Source organism: Rheinheimera sp. UJ63 (assembly GCF_021568285.1).
Taxonomy (GTDB): domain Bacteria; phylum Pseudomonadota; class Gammaproteobacteria; order Enterobacterales; family Alteromonadaceae; genus Alishewanella; species Alishewanella maricola.
Genome location: NZ_JAKGTQ010000013.1, coordinates 1 through 23,840 on the forward strand (window position 1 = coordinate 1; position 23,840 = coordinate 23,840).

19 protein-coding genes and 5 tRNA genes are annotated in these 23,840 nt (G+C 45.0%); all 24 read left to right on the plus strand.

Features of this window, described 5'->3' with window-relative positions:
* Nucleotides 1–244, plus strand: a 244-nt coding sequence (locus L1N97_RS16520; RefSeq protein WP_236130553.1) for a hypothetical protein, incomplete at its 5' end; no start/stop codon positions are given.
* A gap of 98 nt (nt 245–342) precedes the next feature.
* On the plus strand, nt 343–1,356 hold the full coding sequence (gene murB / locus L1N97_RS16525) for a UDP-N-acetylmuramate dehydrogenase (protein ID WP_236130554.1): 1,014 nt from the start codon (nt 343–345) through the stop codon (nt 1,354–1,356).
* Nucleotides 1,343–2,326, plus strand: coding sequence for a bifunctional biotin--[acetyl-CoA-carboxylase] ligase/biotin operon repressor BirA (gene birA, locus L1N97_RS16530; RefSeq protein ID WP_236130555.1), 984 nt, complete (start codon nt 1,343–1,345; stop codon nt 2,324–2,326). Before murB ends, birA begins: the two co-directional genes overlap by 14 nt.
* Nucleotides 2,326–3,021 carry a type III pantothenate kinase gene (locus L1N97_RS16535; RefSeq protein WP_236130556.1) on the plus strand — a complete coding sequence of 232 codons (696 nt, stop codon included), beginning with the start codon at nt 2,326–2,328 and terminating at the stop codon, nt 3,019–3,021. Before birA ends, L1N97_RS16535 begins: the two co-directional genes overlap by 1 nt.
* Before the next feature lie 111 nt (nt 3,022–3,132).
* Nucleotides 3,133–3,208, plus strand: a tRNA-Thr gene (locus L1N97_RS16540).
* 5 nt (nt 3,209–3,213) lie between these two features.
* Nucleotides 3,214–3,298, plus strand: a tRNA-Tyr gene (locus L1N97_RS16545).
* Between the two features lie 32 nt (nt 3,299–3,330).
* A tRNA-Gly gene (locus L1N97_RS16550) sits at nt 3,331–3,405 on the plus strand.
* Nucleotides 3,406–3,415: 10 nt separating this feature from the next.
* Nucleotides 3,416–3,491 (plus strand) — tRNA-Thr (locus L1N97_RS16555).
* Nucleotides 3,492–3,563: 72 nt separating this feature from the next.
* Nucleotides 3,564–4,748, plus strand: coding sequence for an elongation factor Tu (gene tuf / locus L1N97_RS16560; protein ID WP_097113087.1), 1,185 nt, complete (start codon nt 3,564–3,566; stop codon nt 4,746–4,748).
* A gap of 159 nt (nt 4,749–4,907) precedes the next feature.
* Nucleotides 4,908–4,984 (plus strand) — tRNA-Trp (locus L1N97_RS16565).
* Between the two features lie 83 nt (nt 4,985–5,067).
* A complete protein-coding gene (secE, locus tag L1N97_RS16570) occupies nt 5,068–5,442 on the plus strand; it encodes a preprotein translocase subunit SecE (RefSeq protein WP_226752343.1) in 375 nt (124 codons plus the stop codon).
* 15 nt (nt 5,443–5,457) lie between these two features.
* Complete coding sequence (nusG, locus tag L1N97_RS16575; RefSeq protein ID WP_442967254.1) at nt 5,458–5,985, plus strand: transcription termination/antitermination protein NusG; 528 nt, start codon at nt 5,458–5,460, stop codon at nt 5,983–5,985.
* 121 nt (nt 5,986–6,106) lie between these two features.
* Nucleotides 6,107–6,535 carry a 50S ribosomal protein L11 gene (gene rplK, locus L1N97_RS16580; RefSeq protein WP_027672427.1) on the plus strand — a complete coding sequence of 143 codons (429 nt, stop codon included), beginning with the start codon at nt 6,107–6,109 and terminating at the stop codon, nt 6,533–6,535.
* Nucleotides 6,536–6,538: 3 nt separating this feature from the next.
* On the plus strand, nt 6,539–7,240 hold the full coding sequence (rplA, locus tag L1N97_RS16585; protein ID WP_226752341.1) for a 50S ribosomal protein L1: 702 nt from the start codon (nt 6,539–6,541) through the stop codon (nt 7,238–7,240).
* 274 nt (nt 7,241–7,514) lie between these two features.
* Entirely contained in the window at nt 7,515–8,009 is a 495-nt protein-coding gene (gene rplJ, locus L1N97_RS16590) for a 50S ribosomal protein L10 (protein WP_229588337.1), read from the plus strand.
* 62 nt (nt 8,010–8,071) lie between these two features.
* Complete coding sequence (gene rplL, locus L1N97_RS16595) at nt 8,072–8,437, plus strand: 50S ribosomal protein L7/L12 (protein ID WP_226752339.1); 366 nt, start codon at nt 8,072–8,074, stop codon at nt 8,435–8,437.
* Between the two features lie 173 nt (nt 8,438–8,610).
* The gene (gene rpoB, locus L1N97_RS16600; RefSeq protein ID WP_226752338.1) at nt 8,611–12,636 is read left to right on the plus strand and encodes a DNA-directed RNA polymerase subunit beta; all 4,026 of its coding nucleotides are present in this window, start codon (nt 8,611–8,613) and stop codon (nt 12,634–12,636) included.
* A gap of 69 nt (nt 12,637–12,705) precedes the next feature.
* Nucleotides 12,706–16,881, plus strand: a complete 4,176-nt coding sequence (rpoC, locus tag L1N97_RS16605) for a DNA-directed RNA polymerase subunit beta' (protein WP_229588333.1) — start codon at nt 12,706–12,708, stop codon at nt 16,879–16,881.
* Between the two features lie 150 nt (nt 16,882–17,031).
* On the plus strand, nt 17,032–17,406 hold the full coding sequence (rpsL, locus tag L1N97_RS16610) for a 30S ribosomal protein S12 (RefSeq protein WP_226752336.1): 375 nt from the start codon (nt 17,032–17,034) through the stop codon (nt 17,404–17,406).
* 90 nt (nt 17,407–17,496) lie between these two features.
* Nucleotides 17,497–17,967 carry a 30S ribosomal protein S7 gene (gene rpsG / locus L1N97_RS16615; protein ID WP_226752335.1) on the plus strand — a complete coding sequence of 157 codons (471 nt, stop codon included), beginning with the start codon at nt 17,497–17,499 and terminating at the stop codon, nt 17,965–17,967.
* Between the two features lie 27 nt (nt 17,968–17,994).
* The gene (gene fusA, locus L1N97_RS16620; RefSeq protein WP_226752334.1) at nt 17,995–20,100 is read left to right on the plus strand and encodes an elongation factor G; all 2,106 of its coding nucleotides are present in this window, start codon (nt 17,995–17,997) and stop codon (nt 20,098–20,100) included.
* A 55-nt stretch (nt 20,101–20,155) separates the two neighbouring features.
* Nucleotides 20,156–21,340: an elongation factor Tu gene (tuf, locus tag L1N97_RS16625; RefSeq protein ID WP_097113087.1), complete on the plus strand. Its 1,185-nt coding sequence runs from the start codon at nt 20,156–20,158 to the stop codon at nt 21,338–21,340.
* Nucleotides 21,341–21,477: 137 nt separating this feature from the next.
* Nucleotides 21,478–23,217 carry an acyl-CoA dehydrogenase family protein gene (locus L1N97_RS16630; RefSeq protein ID WP_236130557.1) on the plus strand — a complete coding sequence of 580 codons (1,740 nt, stop codon included), beginning with the start codon at nt 21,478–21,480 and terminating at the stop codon, nt 23,215–23,217.
* A 306-nt stretch (nt 23,218–23,523) separates the two neighbouring features.
* Nucleotides 23,524–23,835 carry a 30S ribosomal protein S10 gene (gene rpsJ / locus L1N97_RS16635; RefSeq protein WP_008899121.1) on the plus strand — a complete coding sequence of 104 codons (312 nt, stop codon included), beginning with the start codon at nt 23,524–23,526 and terminating at the stop codon, nt 23,833–23,835.
* Nucleotides 23,836–23,840 lie beyond the last annotated feature (5 nt).

The following is a 23,840-nucleotide window of genomic DNA, read 5'->3' on the forward strand; positions in this document are numbered from 1 at the left end:
CTCAAAACTCAAAACTCAAAACTCAAAACTCAAAACTCAAAACTCAAAACTCAAAACTCAAAACTCAAAACTCAAAACTCAAAACTCAAAACTCAAAACTCAAAACTCAAAACTCAAAACTCACCGTGTATATCTTTCCATCTTAACGTTTGTTCAATGTCGCCGCGTCTCTAGCGACACTCAAATCACACTTGCAGTAACATTGATAAAGCTATGCCACGCATTGCTGCAACGATCAACATAAGATAACCATGCTATACACGGTATATTTATTCTAGTTTATGTTTGCGCTTACCCAGTAGCACCTTTAGAATTGCCGCATTCGGTTTATCGGTGTTTGCTATGCTTTTCTTACAAGATCAAGCTGCTGAGGCTTACTCTACATTTCGTTTAAAAACATCGTTGCAGCAAGTAATAGAGGTGCAAGATGTTAAAGAACTCAATACGATTAACATCAATTCTGCTCCTATTATTTTAGGCGAGGGCAGCAATACCATTTTTCTAACTGAGCAATCACGTCCTATATTACGTTTTACCTCGTCTCAACGAACGATATTGAATGAGACGCTTGATACTGTAAATCTTCATGTAGAAGCGGGTCACAATTGGCACCAATTAGTCAGTTGGGCAGTGAATTCAGAGCTATGGGGTATCGAGAATCTGGCATTAATACCAGGATCTGTTGGTGCAGCACCTATCCAAAACATTGGTGCTTATGGTGTTGAATTTGCGGATGTCTGTGATTATGTCGATTTTTACTCGTGGGCTGATCAAGCCGTACATCGATTCTCGGCAGATGAGTGTCAATTTGGTTATCGTGACAGTCTATTTAAACAAAGTTTAACTAGTAAAGGATTGGTTATCGCTGTCGGTATTACCCTACAGAAAAAACCGAAACGTGTTCTTAATTATGCGGGTTTAGATACCTTATCTGATAGCGCATCCTTACAAGAAATATACGCCCAAGTCATTGCTACAAGACAGAGTAAGTTACCTGATTATACAAAGTTGGCTAATTGTGGCAGCTTTTTTAAGAATCCTATAATTTCATTGGGTGCCTATCGTTTACTTCAGCAGCAATTTCCAAAGATCCCAGGTTATATTGTCGCCGATAACGTCAAAGTGCCAGCAGCTTGGTTGATCGACCAATTAGGATTTAAGGGTTATCGTTTGCAGGATATCGGTTGTTATGAGCGGCAGCCGTTAGTATTAGTTAACTTTGGTAACGGAACGGCAGACGCATTATTAGCATTAGTGAATATGATTATCGGTAAAGTTAAAGATCGCTATGCTATTTTGCTTGAGCCTGAAGTTCGAATGTTAAATAAAGATGGCATAGCTTATGTCCAAAGCTAATCTACAAGTACAGCGGCAATTACTCAGCGTATTAGCTGATGGTAAATTTCATTCCGGTCAGATACTTGCCAATCATTTTGGCATCAGTCGTACGGCAATTGCTAATTACATCGCAGAGTTAGAGTTGGTCGGTTTAGACATATATAAAGTGAAAGGTAAAGGCTATGCATTAACCAAACCCATTGTCTTGCTCGATGCGGCCATTATCCGCCAACTTCAACCTGCTCAAAGTGCGCCGGTATTAGTCCAGCATATCACTGACTCTACTAACTTACAGTTGATGCAGGCCTTACCAAGTAATAAAGACCTTGCCAGCGGCAGTGTCATTGTGGCTGAAGCACAAACGGCAGGGCGTGGACGACGCGGGCGTAGCTGGTATTCACCTTTTGGCAGTAATTTATATTTTAGTTATTACTGGAAGCTTGAGCAGGGTATTCAAGCTGCTATGGGTTTAAGTATTGTTGCTGGTTGTGCCTTATGTCAGGTTTTACAACGTCATTATCAGATCTCGACCAAGATGAAATGGCCAAACGATATCTACATCGATAATCGAAAAGTGGCTGGAATATTAGTTGAATTAGTGGGGCAGGCTGATGGCGCTTGCCATGCAGTAATAGGGATTGGTATTAACGTGCAATTACCACTACAAGCTTTGCAGCATATTGATCAACCCTATGCTGATCTAGCTACCGCGACTGATCATGCTATTAATCGCAATGAATTAGTCGTGCATTTACAAAGTGCCTTAACCCGTGCCTTAAAACAGTTCCAGCAAACAGGTTTTGCACCGTTTCAGGAATCTTTCAATCAGTTGAATTTATACGCTCAGCAAACAGTGACTTTATCAGGAAGTGCAAACGCAACCGGTGTTTGCAAGGGGGTTGATAATCAGGGGGCGATTTTGTTAGAGCATGCGGGACAAACCGTCGCTTATTTTGGTGGTGAAGTTAGCTTAAGAGCGGCGACTTAATGTATTTACTGTTAGATATTGGTAACTCACGCACAAAAGCCGTAATTTATGAAGAGGGTAAGTTTACGCTACTGTCTGATTTAAACCTGCAATCGATAGCACCTTATCGCTTCGTTGCTGTATACGTTGCTTGCGTGGGTTTTGATGAACATGTTGAGCAGTTACAGCATACGCTGGGTTTAACGCATTTGCCTTGGTACAGATTAATCAGCCAAACAGCTGCTTTTGGCGTGGTTAATCGCTATGCCACGCCTGAGCGATTAGGGGTTGATCGTTGGTTAGCCATTTTAGGCGCCGATAGCTTGTTGCGGGCCAAAAATCTAATGATAGTCGATGCCGGCACGGCTTTAACTATTGATTGGTTAGATAAGTCACAGCAACACCAAGGCGGTTGGATTATCCCTGGTCTTCGCTTGCAACAAGAAGCGGTAATAAAAAATACGGCAAGAGTAGGCAGTACCCCAGATGATAGACAGGAATTAACCTTAGGCGTTAATACACAAGATTGTGTTAAAAATGGTGCCCTTGCGGCACTATGTGGTGCTATTCGTGCAGGCTGGCAGTTAAAACCAACCGACGTTATCTTCCTCACTGGTGGTGATGCACCAAAGCTGGCTCAATATCTCTCTGACTTGCCGGTACAACTGGATCCTTTACTGATTTTTCGCGGCATAGCGCGATATATTGCAACTTAAACGCGGGATCGCACAACAATTAGCCGTTCAGCTAATATTTTATGCTTTTTTCTGTTTTTCTTGTTGCGCCATCCCCACCATTCTACTAGAATTCGCACCCACTGACGTAGTGCCGCTTTAGCTCAGTTGGTAGAGCAACTGACTTGTAATCAGTAGGTCATCCGTTCGACTCGGATAAGCGGCACCATTAGTGGAGGGGTTCCCGAGTGGCCAAAGGGATCAGACTGTAAATCTGCCGGCACTGCCTTCGAAGGTTCGAATCCTTCCCCCTCCACCATTCTTCGTCAGAAGAATAGCTACGAGTAGGCCGCGGGCATCGTATAATGGCTATTACCTCAGCCTTCCAAGCTGAAGATGCGGGTTCGATTCCCGCTGCCCGCTCCAGTTACAAGTTGCTGATATAGCTCAGGCGGTAGAGCGCATCCTTGGTAAGGATGAGGTCCCCAGTTCGATTCTGGGTATCAGCACCATCTTGCATGCCTTCCTCGTTCGCTTTACAATTAATTTTTTATTCCGCCGTTTTGTTTTAATAAGGGTTACTTATGGCTAAGGCTAAATTTGAACGCGTAAAACCGCACGTAAACGTAGGTACTATCGGCCACGTTGACCACGGTAAAACTACTCTGACAGCTGCTATCACTAACGTATTAGCAAAGACATACGGCGGTCAGGCATTTGCTTTCGATCAAATCGATAAAGCACCAGAAGAAAAAGCTCGTGGTATCACTATCAACACGTCACACGTTGAATACGATACACCAACACGTCACTATGCACACGTAGACTGTCCAGGTCACGCTGACTATGTTAAAAACATGATCACTGGTGCGGCACAGATGGACGGTGCTATTCTGGTAGTAGCGGCGACTGACGGCCCAATGCCACAAACGCGTGAGCACATCCTGTTATCACGTCAGGTTGGTGTACCTTACATCATCGTGTTCATGAACAAGTGTGACATGGTAGATGACGAAGAGTTATTAGAATTAGTAGAAATGGAAGTGCGTGAGCTTCTTTCAGACTACGACTTCCCAGGTGATGACTTACCGGTAATCCGTGGTTCAGCCTTAAAAGGTCTGGAAGGCGATGCTGAGTGGGAAAAGAAAATCCTGGAATTAGGCGAAGCGTTAGATACGTATATCCCTGAGCCAGTACGTGCGATTGATAAGCCATTCATCATGCCAATCGAAGACGTATTCTCAATTGCTGGTCGTGGTACTGTAGTAACAGGCCGTGTAGAGCAAGGTATCATCAAAGTGGGTGAGACAGTAGAAATCGTTGGTATCAAAGACACTGTAGCGACCACCTGTACTGGTGTAGAAATGTTCCGTAAGCTGTTAGACGAAGGTCGTGCAGGCGAGAACATCGGTGCCTTATTACGTGGTACTAAGCGTGAAGACGTAGAACGTGGTCAAGTATTAGCGAAGCCAGGTTCAATCAAGCCACACACTAAGTTCGAAGGCGAAGTGTACGTATTGTCAAAAGAAGAAGGTGGTCGTCACACGCCATTCTTCAAAGGCTACCGTCCACAGTTCTACTTCCGTACAACAGACGTAACGGGTGCAGTAGAATTACCAGAAGGCGTAGAAATGGTTATGCCAGGCGACAACTTGAAGTTTGTTGTTGAACTGATTTGCCCAATCGCGATGGACGAAGGTTTACGCTTCGCTATCCGTGAAGGCGGCCGCACAGTAGGTGCTGGCGTAGTATCAAAAATCATTGCTTAATCAGCACTGATGTAAAGAAGGCCCTACGGGGCCTTTTTTGTCGCTAAAAAAAACCTGCTGAATTGCCAAGCTGCTGCATTGTAAGCTTGTTTTAGTCTGCTGAGACAGTATAATGAGCGGCTATTTAGCGACAGGTGATTTTGGTCGTTATGTTTTTGTAGGGGCATAGTTCCAATTGGTAGAACAGCGGTCTCCAAAACCGATGGTTGGGGGTTCGAATCCCTCTGCCCCTGCCACTATTTTCAAGCTCGGATATGCCGTCCGTGCTGTTATGTTTGTTATGAGAACAACATAAGTAAGCCTATTAAGTGAGTGAAGCATGAGTGCAACAAGCGAAACCCCAAAAAGCGGATTAGATCTGGTTAAATGGTTGTTAGTACTAGTGATCCTATCATTAGTCGTGGTTGGTAATTATCTTTACGAGTTATCTAGTCTGGAAAAGGCTATTGCCATTGTTGTATTAGTTGCCGCTGCGGGCTTTGTAGCTGCACAGACTTACAAAGGCAAAACTTTCCTTAATTTCGCCAAAGAGTCACGTACTGAAATCCGGAAAGTGGTTTGGCCAACTCGTCAAGAGACCATGCAGACCACTATTATCGTTCTTATTGCCACTGTTATTATGGGGCTTATTTTGTGGGGCCTCGATGCTATTTTATTACGCGTCGTCTCCTTCTTTACCGGACTAGGGGGTTAACTCATGGCAGGAAAAATGCGTTGGTATGTAGTGCAGGCTTTTTCAGGTTTCGAACAGCGAGTTGCCACCTCACTACGTGAACATATTAAAATTCATCAAATGGAAGAAAAGTTTGGTGAAGTATTAGTACCCACTGAAGAAGTTGTGGAAATGCGTGCCGGTCAGAAACGTAAATCTGAGCGTAAGTTTTTCCCTGGTTACGTATTAGTACAAATGGAAATGTGCGAAGAAGCTTGGCACTTAGTGAAAAGTGTGCCGCGCGTGCTGGGTTTTATCGGTGGTACTTCTGACCGTCCAGCACCTATTTCTGAAAAAGAAGCACTGACCATTCTGAATCGCTTACAAGACAATATTGATAAGCCGAAGCCGAAAACCTTGTTTGAAGCCGGTGAAGTGGTTCGTGTTACAGAGGGACCTTTCGCAGACTTTAACGGCGTAGTCGAAGAAGTTGACTATGAAAAGAGCCGCGTAAAAGTCTCGGTACTCATTTTTGGTCGTGCAACTCCGGTTGAGTTAGAATTCGGTCAAGTCGAAAAAGCTTAATTTACAGCTTGTAACGGGGCGCTGATTAAAATATAATCTGCGCCCTTTTTATCGTATGGGAAGCCGTTTGAGTAAGTGTCCTCGCATTTACGAGGCTAAGACCCAATCACAGAGGTGAAACATGGCAAAGAAAGTCACTGCACTCATTAAATTGCAGGTAAAAGCCGGTATGGCAAACCCGTCACCACCAGTTGGTCCGGCGTTAGGTCAACACGGTGTTAACATCATGGAATTCTGTAAAGGCTTCAACGCTCGTACAGAAAGTCTTGAAAAAGGCATGCCAATTCCTGTTGTTATTACAGTATATAGCGATCGTTCTTTCACGTTCGAAACTCGTACCCCACCAGCGTCTTTCTTATTATTGAAAGCAGCCGGTTTAAAAGGTGGTTCAGGTCGTCCTAATACCCAGAAAGTCGGTAAGATTACAGCTGCACAGGTTGATGAAATCGTTAAGATTAAACAACCTGATTTAACAGCTGCAGATCATGCTGCTGCGGTGCGTACCATTGAAGGTACTGCTCGTTCTATGGGCTTAGTGGTGGAGGGCTAATCGATGGCTAAATTAACAAAACGCGCTAAGTTAATCCGCTCTAAAGTAGATTCTACTCGCGAATATGACATCAACGAAGCAGTTGCTTTGTTAAAAGAATTATCTGCCGGCAAGTTCCTTGAGAGCGTTGACGTTGCAGTAAACCTAGGTATCGACGCTCGTAAGTCTGATCAAAACGTTCGTGGTGCAACAGTGTTGCCACACGGTACGGGTCGTACTGTACGCGTTGCCGTATTTACACAAGGTGCTAACGCCGAAGCTGCTAAAGCCGCTGGTGCTGACATCGTAGGTATGGAAGACTTAGCTGATCAAGTTAAGAAAGGCGTAATGGATTTTGACGTTGTTATCGCGTCTCCAGATGCTATGCGTGTTGTCGGTATGTTAGGTCAAATTTTAGGCCCTCGTGGTTTAATGCCTAACCCGAAAACTGGCACAGTTACACCAAACGTAGCTGAAGCAGTTAAAAACGCGAAAGCGGGTCAGATCCGTTACCGTAATGATAAGAATGGTATTATCCATTCTACCATCGGTAAAATCGATTTTGACGCTGACAAGTTGAAAGAAAACTTAGAGTCGTTACTGGTTGCTCTGAAGCGTGCTAAGCCTTCAGTTGCTAAAGGTATCTACATCAAAAAAGTAACGCTTTCTTCTACTCACGGTGCTGGTTTAACGTTAAACCAAGCATCTTTAAGCGCCACAGTCTAAGCGCTTTACACTAGGGCGTGGTTAATTTATAATCTCGCCCTCGTTTTTAGGGTAGAAGCCAGGCTTCATTGAAGTACTGGCTTCCGTCCAAGACCGTAGGTGTCACAAGTTTCTTTTGAAAGGCGTGACTTAAAAAAACAACCTACGCAGACGGTGTAGGCCCCAGAAAGAATTAAATTCGTTCTGGTCTCACCGTAAATCGCGCGTTGGCATATTGTCAACGTTGTGTAGGAAACCGGACATAAAGTCCGGATGAACCAGGAGTTAAGAGCCAATGGCTATAAAGCTTGATGACAAAAAAGCAATTGTTGCTGAAGTCCAGGAAGCTGCCAAAGGTGCTTTATCTGCGGTAGTCGCAGACGCTCGTGGTGTCACTGTAGGCAAGATCACTGCTCTGCGTAAGCAAGCACGTGAAGCTGGTGTTTGGGTCAAAGTGGTCCGTAACACCCTAGCTCGCCGCGCAGTAGATGGCACCGAATTTGAGTGTCTGAAAGAGGTATTCGTAGGCCCGACATTAGTTGCGTTTTCTAAAGAGCACCCAGGTGCTGCAGCGCGTATCTTCAAAGATTTCGCAAAAGAAAACAAAAACTTCGAGCTTAAAGGTGCAGCTTTCAACGGTACCACAGTGAACATCGACGTGTTAGCATCGTTACCAACATACGACGAAGCTATCGCACGCTTGATGAGCACCATGAAAGAGGCAGCTGCCGGCAAACTTGTACGTACAATTGCCGCGGTTCGCGACCAAAAACAAGAGCAAGCCGCGTAATTATACGTTTGGTTTTGTAGAGTTTAATTCGGGCCAAGGCCCATAATTTAGGAATCTGCGCAATGTCAGTGACTAAAGATCAAATCTTAGATGCAATCGCAGCAATGTCTGTAATGGAAGTTGTTGAATTAGTATCTGCAATGGAAGAAAAATTCGGTGTTTCTGCTGCTGCTGCAGTAGCTGTTGCAGCTGGTCCAGCTGCCGCTGTTGAAGAACAAACTGAATTCAACGTAGTATTGGCTGCTGTTGGCGCAAACAAAGTATCTGTTATCAAAGCAGTACGTGGCGCAACAGGTTTAGGCCTGAAAGAAGCGAAAGACTTGGTTGAAAGCGCTCCAGCTGCAATCAAAGAAGGCGTTTCTAAAGCAGAAGCAGAAGCTCTCAAGAAAGATCTTGAAGAAGCTGGTGCATCTGTTGAAATCAAATAATCTGGTTAATACCAGATTAGCTGCCTGAATTTCAGGCCGGGCTGGTGATGAATTAATCACCGGCCTTTTTGCGCTGTGGGACAATGATTTCCCCACCCCTGCTGTTACCAGGTCTGGTAACATAAGCCACCGATAAGGTGGTTGGGAAAAAAATCAGCAAGCTGAGGAACCCCATGACTTACTCTTATTCTGAGAAGAAACGTATCCGTAAGGACTTCGGCAAACGTCCGGAAGTATTGGATGTGCCATACCTGTTGTCGATTCAAATCGAATCATTCAGCAAATTTATCGAGCCAGATCCTGAAGGTGGATACGGTTTAGAAGCCGCTTTCCGCTCTGTTTTTCCAATCAAAAGCTATTCAGGCAGTGCGGAATTGCAGTATGTTAGCTACCGTATCGGGGAACCTGTTTTTGACGTTAAAGAATGTCAAATCCGTGGTGTAACCTATTCGGCACCTTTACGGGTTAAGCTGCGGATGGTGCTGTTTGACAAAGAAGCGCCAGGCACAATCAAAGATATCCGTGAACAAGAAGTCTATATGGGTGAAATCCCGTTGATGACCGAAAATGGTACCTTTGTTATTAATGGTACTGAGCGCGTTATCGTTTCTCAGTTACACCGTAGTCCAGGTGTGTTCTTCGACCACGACCGTGGTAAGACGCACTCGTCTGGTAAAGTCTTATATAATGCTCGCGTGATCCCATACCGTGGTTCATGGTTAGACTTTGAATTTGACGCTAAAGATAACTTGTTCGTGCGTATCGATCGTCGCCGTAAATTACCTGCGACTATCCTATTACGTGCACTTGAACTGAGCACAGAAGAAATTCTGGCCACTTTCTTTGAAAATACCCGTTTTGATATTAAAGACGGTAAAATTTTGATGGAAGTAGTAGCAAACCGTTTACGCGGTGAAACAGCTGCATTTGATATTAAAGATAACGATGGCGAAGTGATCGTAGAACATGGTCGTCGTATTACTGCCCGTCATGTGCGTCAGCTGGAAAAAACCGGTATGACCATGATGGAAGTACCACATGAATATGTGGTAGGTCGTGTCCTAGCGAAAAATTACGCTGACCGTTCAACCGGAGAGATTATTGCCGAGGCGAACGCAGAGCTCACATTAGAGCTGTTAGCAAAACTAGCAAAAGCAGGCTACGAAAGTTTTGAAACCCTATACATCAACGATTTGGATCAGGGTTCTTATGTTTCAGAAACTATCCGTATCGATCCTAGCAGCAACCGGATGGAAGCCCTGGTAGAAATTTACCGGATGATGCGTCCTGGTGAACCGCCGACGCGCGAAGCTGCAGATACTTTATTTGAAAATTTATTCTTCTCAGAAGATCGTTACGACTTATCAACAGTCGGTCGGATGAAATTCAACCGTCGTGTTGGTTTCGAAGATGGCACAGGTACCGGTGTACTGAGCAAAGAAGATATTTTAGCGGTAATGAAAGTCTTAATCGACATCCGTAACGGTAATGGCGAAGTTGATGACATCGACCACTTAGGTAATCGTCGGATCCGTTCTGTTGGCGAAATGGCGGAAAACCAATTCCGTGTTGGTTTAGTTCGTGTTGAGCGTGCTGTGAAAGAGCGTCTGTCTTTAGGCGATCTAGATGCGGTTATGCCACAAGACTTAATTAACGCCAAGCCTATTTCTGCTGCTGTAAAAGAGTTCTTTGGTTCAAGCCAACTTTCTCAATTTATGGATCAGAACAACCCATTGTCAGAAGTGACGCACAAACGTCGTATTTCAGCACTTGGCCCCGGTGGTCTTACACGTGAACGTGCTGGTTTCGAAGTTCGTGACGTACACCCAACGCACTATGGTCGGGTATGTCCAATCGAAACGCCAGAAGGTCCAAACATCGGTTTGATTAACTCGTTATCGATTTTTGCGCAAACTAACGAATATGGTTTCTTAGAAACCCCTTACCGTCGTATTGAAAACGGTATTGTGACTGATGAAGTCGATTTCTTATCTGCAATTGAAGAAGGTAACTTTGTTATCGCTCAGGCCAACGCAGAGTTAGATGCAGACAACCGTTTAGTTGATGCTTTAGTACCGTGTCGTTTTAAAAACGAATTCACGTTAATGGCCTCAGCTGAAGTGCAGTATATGGATGTGGCACCTCAACAGATCGTGTCTGTTGCAGCAGCCTTAATTCCGTTCTTAGAACACGATGATGCTAACCGTGCATTGATGGGTTCGAACATGCAACGTCAAGCAGTACCTACCTTACGAGCTGATAAGCCGTTAGTAGGTACAGGTATTGAGCGCGTTGTAGCGAAAGACTCAGGTGTAACTGTGGTAGCGAAACGTGGTGGTGTAATCGATTACGTCGATGCCAGCCGTATTGTTATTAAGGTTAATGAAGATGAAATGGTTGCTGGCGAAGCCGGTATCGATATCTACAACTTAACCAAATACACGCGTTCTAACCAAAATACTTGTATTAACCAACGTCCATGCGTTAACCACGGTGAGCCAATTGAACGTGGTGATGTCTTGGCTGATGGTCCTTCTACTGATTTAGGCGAACTCGCATTAGGTCAAAACTTGCGCGTGGCTTTCATGCCATGGAACGGTTACAACTTCGAAGATTCGATTTTGTTATCTGAGCGTTTAGTACAAGAAGATCGTTTAACCACTATCCATATTCAGGAATTAAGCTGTATTGCTCGTGATACTAAGCTTGGGCCTGAAGAAATCACGGGTGATATTCCTAACGTAGGCGAATCTGCGCTGTCTAAACTAGACGAAGCCGGTATTGTTTACATTGGCGCCGAAGTGAAAGGTGGTGACATTCTGGTGGGTAAAGTTACCCCGAAAGGTGAAAGCCAGCTTACACCAGAAGAAAAACTTCTTCGTGCTATTTTTGGTGAGAAAGCGTCTGACGTTAAAGATACGTCTTTACGTGTGCCAAACTCAGTGACCGGTACGGTTATTGATGTCCAAGTCTTTACTCGTGACGGCGTTGAAAAAGATAAACGTGCTCGCGAAATCGAAGAGATGGAAGTCAAACAAGCGAAGAAAGATCTAAATGAAGAGTTCCGTATTCTTGAAGCAGGTATCTTCGACCGTGCACGTAACTTGTTGGAGCAAAGTGGTTTAGATCGCGCCAAGCTGAATACGTTGAAAGGTGATGCGTTATTTAATCAAAGCCTAAGTGACGAAGATAAGCAGAACGACCTTGAGCAATTAGCAACACAATACGAAGAAATCCGTGTTGAGTACGATAAGAAGTTCGAAGCTAAGCGTCGCAAGATCGTTCAAGGTGATGATTTAGCACCAGGCGTACTGAAAATCGTTAAAGTTTACCTTGCGGTAAAACGTCGTATCCAGCCAGGTGATAAAATGGCCGGCCGTCACGGTAACAAGGGTGTAATCTCTACTATCGTGCCAGTTGAAGATATGCCATACGATGATAAAGGTCAGCCGGTTGATATCGTACTTAACCCATTGGGTGTACCTTCGCGGATGAACATCGGTCAGATCTTAGAAACGCACTTGGGCTTAGCCGCTCGTGGTATCGGTGACAAGATTGACGGCATGATCAAAGAACAGAAAGAAACGGCGGAAATCCGTGACTTCCTGAAAAAGGTTTATGCTTTAGGTGAATCACGTCAGAACGTTGATATTGAAAGCTTCACTGATGATGAAGTGCGTCGTTTGGCTCAGAACTTACGCAAAGGTCTGCCAGTCGCTACGCCAGTATTCGATGGTGCGAAAGAATCTGAAATCAAGCAATTGCTTGAGTTAGGTGACTTACCTGCCAGCGGTCAAATCGCGTTATATGATGGTCGTACCGGTAATACTTTCGAACGGAAGGTTACTGTCGGTTACATGTACATGCTGAAACTGAACCACTTGGTTGATGATAAGATGCACGCGCGTTCTACTGGCTCTTACAGCCTAGTTACTCAGCAGCCGCTGGGTGGTAAGGCACAGTTCGGTGGTCAGCGCTTCGGTGAGATGGAAGTATGGGCATTAGAAGCATATGGTGCGGCTTATACCCTACAAGAAATGCTTACCGTTAAGTCTGATGACGTCAACGGTCGTACCAAGATGTATAAAAACATCGTTGACGGCGACCACAGAATGGAACCTGGCATGCCAGAATCTTTCAACGTATTAATGAAAGAAATCCGTTCGCTCGGTATTAATATCGAATTGGAAGAGGAATAAACCGACCTTGTGTTGGGGGGCAGTCAGTAAGCTGCCCCATTCCGGTTTACCTCTTACAGGAGAGCAAAGGTGAAAGACTTATTAAAGTTTCTGAAACAACAAACTAAGACTGAAGAGTTTGATGTTATTCGTATCGGCTTATCTTCGCCAGACATGATCCGTTCATGGTCGTTTGGTGAAGTGAAAAAGCCTGAGACGATCAATTACCGTACCTTTAAACCAGAGCGTGACGGTTTATTCTGTGCCCGTATCTTTGGCCCAGTAAAAGACTACGAGTGTTTGTGTGGTAAGTACAAACGTTTGAAGCACCGCGGCGTAATCTGTGAAAAATGTGGCGTAGAAGTGACCTTAACGAAAGTACGTCGTGAGCGTATGGGTCATATCGAGTTGGCTAGCCCAACCGCGCACATTTGGTTCTTAAAATCACTGCCAAGCCGTATCGGTTTACTGTTAGATATGACCTTGCGTGATATCGAACGTGTATTATATTTCGAAAGCTATGTTGTTACCGAGCCGGGTATGACTTCTTTAGAGCGTCGTCAGATGTTAACTGAAGAAGAATATCTAGACGTGTTAGAAGAACATGGTGATGAGTTCGAAGCCAAGATGGGTGCAGAAGCAATTCTGGACATTCTGAAAGGTATTGAACTGCCAACTGAAATCAAGCAAATGCGTGAAGAGTTACCTACGATTAACTCTGAAACCAAGCGTAAGAAGATCAGTAAGCGTCTTAAGTTAATGGAATCATTCCACACCTCTGGCAATAAGCCTGAGTGGATGATCATGACTGTTTTACCGGTATTACCGCCAGATTTACGTCCATTAGTTCCATTGGACGGTGGCCGTTTTGCCACGTCAGATCTGAACGATTTATACCGTCGTGTCATTAACCGTAACAACCGTTTGAAGCGTTTATTAGATTTGTCTGCTCCAGATATCATCGTACGCAACGAAAAACGTATGTTACAAGAAGCGGTTGATGCGCTATTAGATAACGGCCGTCGTGGTCGTGCTATTACCGGTTCTAACAAGCGTCCATTAAAATCGTTAGCTGACATGATCAAAGGTAAGCAAGGTCGCTTCCGTCAGAACTTGTTAGGTAAGCGTGTTGACTACTCTGGTCGTTCGGTTATCACCGTAGGTCCTACACTGCGTTTACACCAGTGCGGTTTACCGAAGAAAATGGCTCTTGAGCTGTTCAAACCTTTTATTTACGGCAAGCTTGAAGCGCGTGGTTTAGCCACCACCATTAAAGCGGCTAAGAAAATGGTTGAGCGTGAAGAAGGCGCGGTATGGGATGTGTTAGACGAAGTCATTCGTGAACACCCTGTATTGTTAAACCGTGCACCTACACTGCACCGTTTAGGTATTCAAGCTTTCGAACCTGTGCTGATTGAAGGTAAAGCGATTCAACTGCACCCATTAGTGTGTGCGGCTTATAACGCCGACTTCGATGGTGACCAAATGGCGGTACACGTACCGTTAACTATCGAAGCGCAGTTAGAAGCGCGTGCGCTGATGATGTCAACGAACAACGTACTGTCACCCGCCAATGGTGAGCCAATCATCGTGCCTTCACAGGACGTTGTATTAGGTCTGTATTACATGACTCGCCAAGCGGTTAACGCGAAAGGCGAAGGCATGATGTTCAAGAGCGCGAAAGAAGCTGAAAAAGCCTTCCGTGCCGACTGTGCAAGCTTACATGCTAAAGTTAAAGTGCGTATCACTGAAGTTGAATTTGCTGAAGATGGTAGCCGTACTGAAACAACTGAAGTGAAAGATACAACAGTTGGTCGTGCTATTCTGTATTCAATCCTGCCAGAAGGTATGAGTTTTGAATCAGTTAACCAAGCCATGGGCAAGAAACAAATTTCTCGCTTATTAAATGGTGCTTATCGCCGTATCGGTTTGAAGAAAACCGTTATTTTGGCTGACCAAATCATGTATACCGGTTTCCATTATGCGATGTTATCAGGTGTTTCTGTTGGTATTGATGACATGGTCATCCCTGACTCGAAAACTAAGATCATCGATGATGCTGAAAATGAAGTAGCCGAAATTCAAGACCAGTTCCAACAAGGTTTGGTAACTGCCGGTGAAAAATACAACAAAGTTATCGATATTTGGTCAAATGCCAACGAAAGCTTATCTAAAGCGATGATGGACAACCTCTCGAAAGAGAATGTGGTTGACCGTGATGGTAATACTGTTGAGCAACAATCATTTAACTCTGTTTATATGATGGCTGACTCAGGCGCTCGGGGTTCTCCGGCGCAGATCCGTCAGTTAGCCGCAATGCGTGGTCTGATGGCAAAACCAGATGGTTCAATCATCGAAACGCCCATTACCGCAAACTTCCGCGAAGGTCTGAGTGTATTACAGTACTTCATTTCAACGCACGGTGCGCGTAAAGGTCTTGCCGATACTGCATTGAAGACAGCTAACTCGGGTTACTTGACGCGTCGTTTAGTCGACGTAGCACAAGATTTAGTGGTGACTGAGCAAGACTGTGGTTCAGAGCAAGGTATTATCATGAAGCCGCTGATTGAAGGTGGTGACGTGGTTGAAGGTCTGCGTGAGCGAGTACTAGGTCGTGTGGTTATCGGTGATATTTTATCGCCAACTACCGAAGAAGTGCTTGTTGCTGACGGCACCATGCTTGACGAACAACTGTGTGACATCATTGAACAGAACTCGATCGATGAAGTGCATGTGCGTTCAGTAATTACCTGTCAAACTGACTTTGGTGTGTGTGCTAAGTGTTATGGTCGCGACCTGGCACGTGGTCACTTAATCAATGCTGGTGAAGCCGTGGGTGTTATTGCCGCGCAATCAATCGGTGAGCCTGGTACACAGTTAACCATGCGTACATTCCACATCGGTGGTGCTGCATCGCGTTCTTCTGCTGAAAACAGCGTACAGGTTAAAAATGCCGGTATGCTTAAATTGCATAATGCGAAGTTTGTACGTAACGCGGATAACAAGATTGTTATTACCTCTCGTTCAGCTGAAGTGACCGTATTTGATGACTTAGGCCGCGAGAAAGAGCGTTATAAACTGCCATACGGTTCGATCATGGCTACTGACGACAACGCTAAAATCGTTGCTGGTCAGGTTGTAGCGAACTGGGATCCGCATTCACACCCAATCATTCTTGAGCGTGGCGCTAAGGTTTCTTTCAGTGATGTTGATGATACCAACACTGAAGTACAACAAGACGAGTTAACCGGTTTAACCCGTACGGTTGTTAAAGATTTAGCTAAAGCCAATGCGAAAGAGCCAAAACTGATCCTGGCAACAGATGATGGTGGTTTACAAGAAATTCGTTTACCAAGCTTCACGACTATTGAAGTTACCGACGGTGACACTGTAGTAACGGGTACCGTGTTAGCACGTATTCCGCAAGAAAGCTCGAAGACACGTGACATCACCGGTGGTCTGCCTCGCGTAGCTGATTTATTTGAAGCACGTAAGCCGAAAGATCCAGCTATTTTAGCTGAAATCTCAGGTGTGATTAGCTTCGGTAAAGAAACTAAAGGCAAACGTCGCCTGATCATTACCCCTGATCAGGGTGATGCACATGAAGAAATGATTCAGAAGTGGCGCCAAGTCAATGTGTTCGAAGGTGAGCGCATTGAGAAAGGTGAAGTTATTTCAGAAGGCCCTGAATCAGCTCACGATATCCTGCGTTTACGTGGTATTCACCAGGTTGCCAGCTATATCGTTAACGAAGTTCAGGATGTATATCGCTTACAGGGCGTTAAAATCAACGATAAGCACATTGAAACGATTATTCGTCAAATGTTGCGTAAGTGCATTATTACCAACCCTGGTAATAGCGAGTTCTTGGAAGGTGAACAAGCAGAAGTGGCGCGCGTTAATATAGCAAACCGTGATCTGGAAGCCGCTGGCAAAATGCCAGCACAGTATGAACGTTCATTACTGGGTATCACCAAAGCGTCTCTGTCGACTGACTCGTTCATTTCGGCCGCGTCGTTCCAAGAAACGACCCGTGTTCTCACCGAAGCTGCTGTTGCAGGTAAGATTGATGAATTACGTGGTTTGAAAGAGAACGTTATTGTTGGCCGTTTGATCCCAGCCGGTACTGGTTTTGCTTATCACCAGAATCGCGCTCGTCAACGTGCTGGCAACAATGAAGTTGTTGAACCGACAAGAAGTGCAGAGTCTGCCGAACAGGCCTTGACCGATGCATTAAACATGAACTTATCGGGCAACGACGAGTAAACAAGCAAGATGCCGTTTGCCGGTGATTAAAATGCCGGCAAATTGCATTGTAACTTGACAGGTCAAAGCTTGACCATTAGAATTCCGCGACCCTAATTTCGGGGGCGGAATTTTCACGTTTATTGGGTATTTATTAACCAGGAGTATTTAATGGCAACAATCAACCAGCTAGTGCGTAAGCCGCGCAGCCAGAAGGTAGCCAAGAGCACCGTTCCGGCGCTTGAAGCTTGCCCGCAGAAGCGTGGTGTTTGTACCCGTGTATACACCACTACACCTAAGAAGCCTAACTCAGCATTACGTAAAGTATGCCGGGTTCGTTTAACTAACGGATTCGAAGTGTCTTCTTATATTGGTGGTGAAGGCCACAACCTGCAGGAACACAGCGTAGTGCTGATCCGCGGTGGCCGGGTAAAAGACCTTCCAGGTGTGCGTTACCACACCGTACGTGGCACATTAGATTGTGCAGGCGTAAAAGATCGTAGACAAGGCCGTTCTAAATACGGCGCCAAGCGGCCTAAGAAATAACGGTACTCCGTTAGTAAGGCCAAACTAAACAACTTTTTTTCTTTAATGTATTAAAAGTTTTGGAATCACCTGAAGCAATCGGAGTTTCGAATGCCTAGAAGACGCGTCATAGGTCAACGTAAAATCCTTCCAGATCCTAAGTTCGGAAGTGAATTGTTGGCAAAATTTGTAAACGTCGTAATGGTCGACGGTAAAAAATCTACAGCCGAATCAATTGTATACGGCGGACTTGAAATTGCAGCTGCAAAGTCTAAAAAAGAACACATCGATTTATTCGAAGTGGCTTTAGACAACATTCGTCCTACAGTCGAAGTTAAATCACGTCGTGTTGGTGGTTCTACCTACCAAGTGCCGTGTGAAGTTCGTCAAGTACGTCGTAACGCTTTAGCTATGCGTTGGTTAGTGGAAGCTGCCCGTAAACGTGGTGAAAAGTCTATGGCTCAGCGTCTTGCTGGTGAGATGCTTGATGCAATCGAAAATAAAGGTTCTGCGGTTAAGAAACGTGAAGACGTGCACCGTATGGCCGAAGCGAATAAAGCGTTCGCACACTTCCGCTGGTAAGAATTTCTTAACTAAGAGGAATGTAGAGTGGCACGTACAACTCCAATAGAACGTTACCGTAACATTGGTATCTGTGCTCACGTTGATGCCGGCAAAACTACGACATCTGAGCGGATCCTGTTTTATACAGGCCGCTCTCACAAAATTGGTGAAGTTCATGATGGCGCAGCCACTATGGATTGGATGGAGCAGGAGCAGGAACGCGGTATTACTATTACTTCTGCGGCTACCACGACCTTTTGGTCTGGTATGCAGCAGCAGTTTGATATGCACCGTATTAACTTGATTGATACCCCAGGTCACGTAGATTTCACTATCGAAGTAGAGCGTTCTTTGCGCGTACTAGATGGTGCCGTCGTCGTATTGTGCGGGTCATCAGGTGTGCAGCCTCAAACTGAAACAGTGTGGCGTCAAGCAAATAAGTACGAAGTTCCTAGAATGATCTTCGTGAATAAAATGGATCGTACCGGTGCGAACTTCCTGCGGGTTGTAAAGCAAGCGAACGACCGTCTAAATTCACGTTGCGTACCTATTCAGTTGCCAATCGGGGCAGAAGATAACTTCAGAGGCGTAGTTGATCTCGTCAAAATGAAGGCTATTAACTGGAACGAAGAAGATCAGGGTATGACCTTCACTTATGAAGAGATCCCAGCAGAAATGTTGGAAGAATGTCATGAGTGGCGTCAAAACCTGATGGAAGCAGCGGCTGATGCTAACGAATCCATGATGGAACGCTATCTTGAAGGTGAAGAATTCACTGAAGATGAGTTGCGTCAAGCATTACGTGATTTAACGTTACGTAATGAAATAGTGCTAGTGCAAGTGGGTTCTGCCTTTAAGAATAAAGGCGTGCAGGCCATGTTGGATAACGTTATTTACTATCTGCCTTCACCGACAGAAGTAAAAGCGATCAACGGTATTCTGCCTGATGAAACTGAAGGCTTCCGTAAATCGGCTGATTCGGAACCTTTTGCGGCGCTAGCATTCAAAATTGCTACAGACCCGTTTGTTGGTACTCTTACTTTTTTCCGTGTTTACTCGGGTATTGTTGAGTCAGGCTCAGCAGTTTACAACTCAGTAAAAATGAAGAAAGAGCGTATTGGCCGCATCGTACAGATGCATGCTAACGCGCGCGAGGAAATCAAGGCTGTTTGCGCCGGCGATATTGCTGCTGCGATTGGGCTTAAAGATACCACAACGGGCGATACCTTATGTGATATGGATCATCCGATTATTTTGGAACGCATGGTGTTTCCTGAGCCGGTTATTTCTGTTGCTGTTGAGCCTAGAACACAGGCTGATCAGGAAAAGATGGGAATAGCACTAAGCAAGTTGGCAGCAGAAGATCCGTCATTCCGAGTACATACTGACGAAGAAACCGCACAAACCATTATTTCTGGTATGGGCGAATTGCACCTCGACATCATTGTTGATCGCATGCGTCGTGAATTTAAGGTCGAGGCCAATGTGGGTAAACCACAGGTGTCTTACCGTGAAACATTGCGTGGCAAAACAGAAGTTGAAGGTAAGTTTGTACGTCAGTCAGGCGGTCGTGGCCAATTTGGTCATTGCTGGTTGCGGATTGAGCCGTTACCTGAGGGTGAAGGTTATAAGTTCGAGAACGCAGTAATTGGCGGGGCGATTCCAAAAGAATTTATCCCTGCTATTGATAAGGGCGTTCAGGAACAAATGAAAAACGGTGTATTAGCGGGTTATCCGGTAATCGACGTGAAAGTTACTGTATTCGATGGTTCCTACCACGATGTTGACTCGAACGAAATGGCGTTCAAAATCGCTGCGTCTATGGGCTTCAAAAAAGGAGCTCTACAGGCTAAGCCGGTTGTCCTCGAGCCTATTATGAAGGTTGAGGTAGTTACGCCAGATGACTTCATGGGTGATATCGTTGGTGATTTAAACCGTCGTCGCGGTATCATCAACGGTATGGAAGATGCGCCTGGCGGGATTAAGATAATCGACGCCAATGTACCGTTATCTGAAATGTTTGGCTATGCAACTAATATGCGTTCTTTGAGTCAGGGCCGTGCCTCTTACTCTATGGAACCGCTGAATTATCAGGAAGCACCAAGCAATGTTACTGAAGCAATTATTGCTTCTCGTAGAGCTTACGATTAACGATTAAACAGTCCCGATTTAACGGGTCTTAAATTTGACTAAGAAGGGTCTATAAATGGCTAAGGCTAAATTTGAACGCGTAAAACCGCACGTAAACGTAGGTACTATCGGCCACGTTGACCACGGTAAAACTACTCTGACAGCTGCTATCACTAACGTATTAGCAAAGACATACGGCGGTCAGGCATTTGCTTTCGATCAAATCGATAAAGCACCAGAAGAAAAAGCTCGTGGTATCACTATCAACACGTCACACGTTGAATACGATACACCAACACGTCACTATGCACACGTAGACTGTCCAGGTCACGCTGACTATGTTAAAAACATGATCACTGGTGCGGCACAGATGGACGGTGCTATTCTGGTAGTAGCGGCGACTGACGGCCCAATGCCACAAACGCGTGAGCACATCCTGTTATCACGTCAGGTTGGTGTACCTTACATCATCGTGTTCATGAACAAGTGTGACATGGTAGATGACGAAGAGTTATTAGAATTAGTAGAAATGGAAGTGCGTGAGCTTCTTTCAGACTACGACTTCCCAGGTGATGACTTACCGGTAATCCGTGGTTCAGCCTTAAAAGGTCTGGAAGGCGATGCTGAGTGGGAAAAGAAAATCCTGGAATTAGGCGAAGCGTTAGATACGTATATCCCTGAGCCAGTACGTGCGATTGATAAGCCATTCATCATGCCAATCGAAGACGTATTCTCAATTGCTGGTCGTGGTACTGTAGTAACAGGCCGTGTAGAGCAAGGTATCATCAAAGTGGGTGAGACAGTAGAAATCGTTGGTATCAAAGACACTGTAGCGACCACCTGTACTGGTGTAGAAATGTTCCGTAAGCTGTTAGACGAAGGTCGTGCAGGCGAGAACATCGGTGCCTTATTACGTGGTACTAAGCGTGAAGACGTAGAACGTGGTCAAGTATTAGCGAAGCCAGGTTCAATCAAGCCACACACTAAGTTCGAAGGCGAAGTGTACGTATTGTCAAAAGAAGAAGGTGGTCGTCACACGCCATTCTTCAAAGGCTACCGTCCACAGTTCTACTTCCGTACAACAGACGTAACGGGTGCAGTAGAATTACCAGAAGGCGTAGAAATGGTTATGCCAGGCGACAACTTGAAGTTTGTTGTTGAACTGATTTGCCCAATCGCGATGGACGAAGGTTTACGCTTCGCTATCCGTGAAGGCGGCCGCACAGTAGGTGCTGGCGTAGTATCAAAAATCATTGCTTAATCAGCACTGATGTAAAGAAGGCCCTACGGGGCCTTTTTTTATGCTTAAAATATATGCAAAGGCAACAATTCAAACACTTGTTTGAAAATCTCGGCTGTGCGATGCTAGAGGTCATTTTTAGTAGTTAAGGTGATCGTATGAGTCAGTATCAAGCCCCTGTAGACGACATAAGTTTTAATCTGTTCGACGTTTGGCAATTAGACCAGTACTGGCAGCAGCAACCTCAATTACAAGAGTTAATAGAAGCCGATACAGCAAAAGCCATTTTAGAAGAGGCCGCAAAAATTTGTGAGCAGCAACTTGCTCCCTATAGCCAAATAGCAGATGCGGTAGGTGCACAACTCGCCGATGGTAAAGTCAGTTTGCCCGAGCATTATTACACGGCTTATCAAAGTTTATCCGAGGGTGGCTGGACTGGCCTCAGTGGTGATGCCGAATTTGGTGGAATGGGCATGCCAAAATCGCTTTCTATGATGGTTGATGAAATGCTCTGTAGTGCGGATATTGCTTTTTCGTTATATCCAGGTTTAACCGCCGGCGCCTGCGTTACCCTGTTACAACATGCCGATGAGCAAATGAAAGCCTGTTACTTACCAAAATTATACAGCGGTGAATGGTCTGGCACGATGTGTTTGACCGAGGCTCATGCGGGTTCAGACCTAGGTATTATGCGTACAGCAGCAAAACCCGATACAGATGGCAGTTACTTAATCTCGGGTAGCAAAATTTTTATCACTGCTGGTGAGCATGATCTGACATCAAATATCGTTCATTTAGTGTTAGCTAAGTTGCCAGATGCACCTGCTGGAAGCAGAGGCATTTCTTTATTTCTAGTACCAAAATTTCTTGTGACAGAAAACGGTGACTTAGCAGAGCGTAATGCCGTTAATGTTGGCTCTATCGAACATAAGATGGGTATTAATGGTTCGGCTACTTGTGTGCTTAACTTTGATGGTGCGCGCGGTTATTTAATCGGCGAGCCGCATCGTGGTCTAGCTTGTATGTTTACCATGATGAATTATGAGCGTTTGTCGATGGGCAGCCAAGGGCTAGGTGCTGCCGAGCGGGCATATCAAAATGCGTTAGCTTATGCCAAAGATCGCTTACAAGGAAGAACCGGTAAAACGGATCCTAATAAAGCGGATGCCATTTTGGGTCATGCTGATGTTAGGCGAATGCTACTTAACATTAAAGCAATTAATGAAGCCGGTCGAACTTTCGCTACTTGGGTGGCCAATTTACTGGATCGAGCAAAATACGACGACTGTGCGCAATCAGCACAACGAGCAAATTTACTGACACCGATCACCAAAGCCTTTATGACCGATCGAGGGTTAGATGCGTGTATTACGGCCCAGCAAGTATTCGGTGGTCATGGCTATGTAAAAGAGTGGGGCATGGAGCAGTTAGTGCGAGATGTACGAATTGCCCAGATCTATGAAGGAACCAATGGTATTCAAGCGGCTGACTTTATGTTGCGAAAAGTCGCATCAGATCAAGCAGCCGTGTTACTTGCCCTATTAAATGATATTCAACTTGAGCTTCAAGCTCATCCAACGTCGATAAGTCATATTGTCGAAAAGCGCATAGCGGAATTAATAGACGTCAGTCATTCATTATTGGCGCAAGAACACAATGTGCTCAGTATGAATGCTTGCGATTACTTAGATGCTGTGGGCTATGTCCTCTATGCTTATATGTGGCAAAGAAATCTTATGGCGTTAAATCCTGCTAAACACAGTGCTGATTTCGTGGCGGCTAAAACTCAAACAGCCATGTGGTATACACAAAAAGTGTTGCCAAAGGTTGATGGTTTATTTAGCAGTTTGCAAAGCGATGGGTCAGCGATGTTTGCGCTTACTGAAGATCAGTTTTAACGCGTGGCTTGCAGTTAAGCCTCAAGGTAGACGTTGCAACAAAGCAAAATTGGCGTCTGCTTTGAGGTTGGCTGTTGGAATAATAAACAGCACTTGCATTATCAATTGTTCTGTATATAATATGCGGCCAGTCGATTCATATCTGGCTGATACAAGCTACATTGCAACTTCTAAAGAGAGTATTGCGTAGCTTGTACTATAAGCCCCCGATTGGGGGGCAACTGGTAACTTGGTGCATAAGCAATCCCATTATGGGCATTTGTTTATGTTTATTTTTGCTCTTTTTGCTCTTTGAGGCTTTGATACATGAGTAATCAAAGGATTCGCATCCGTCTGAAAGCGTTCGATCACCGTTTGATCGATCAGTCAACTATGGAAATCGTTGACACAGCAAAACGTACCGGCGCACAGGTTCGTGGTCCAATTCCACTACCCACTCGTCAGGAACGTTTCACTGTTCTGATTTCTCCTCACGTCAATAAAGATGCGCGTGACCAGTACGAAATCCGTACGCACAAGCGTTTAATCGACATCGTGGAACCAACTGAAAAAACAGTTGATGCGCTGATGCGTTTAGATCTGCCTGCTGGCGTTGACGTTCAAATCAGCCTGGGCTAATCAGA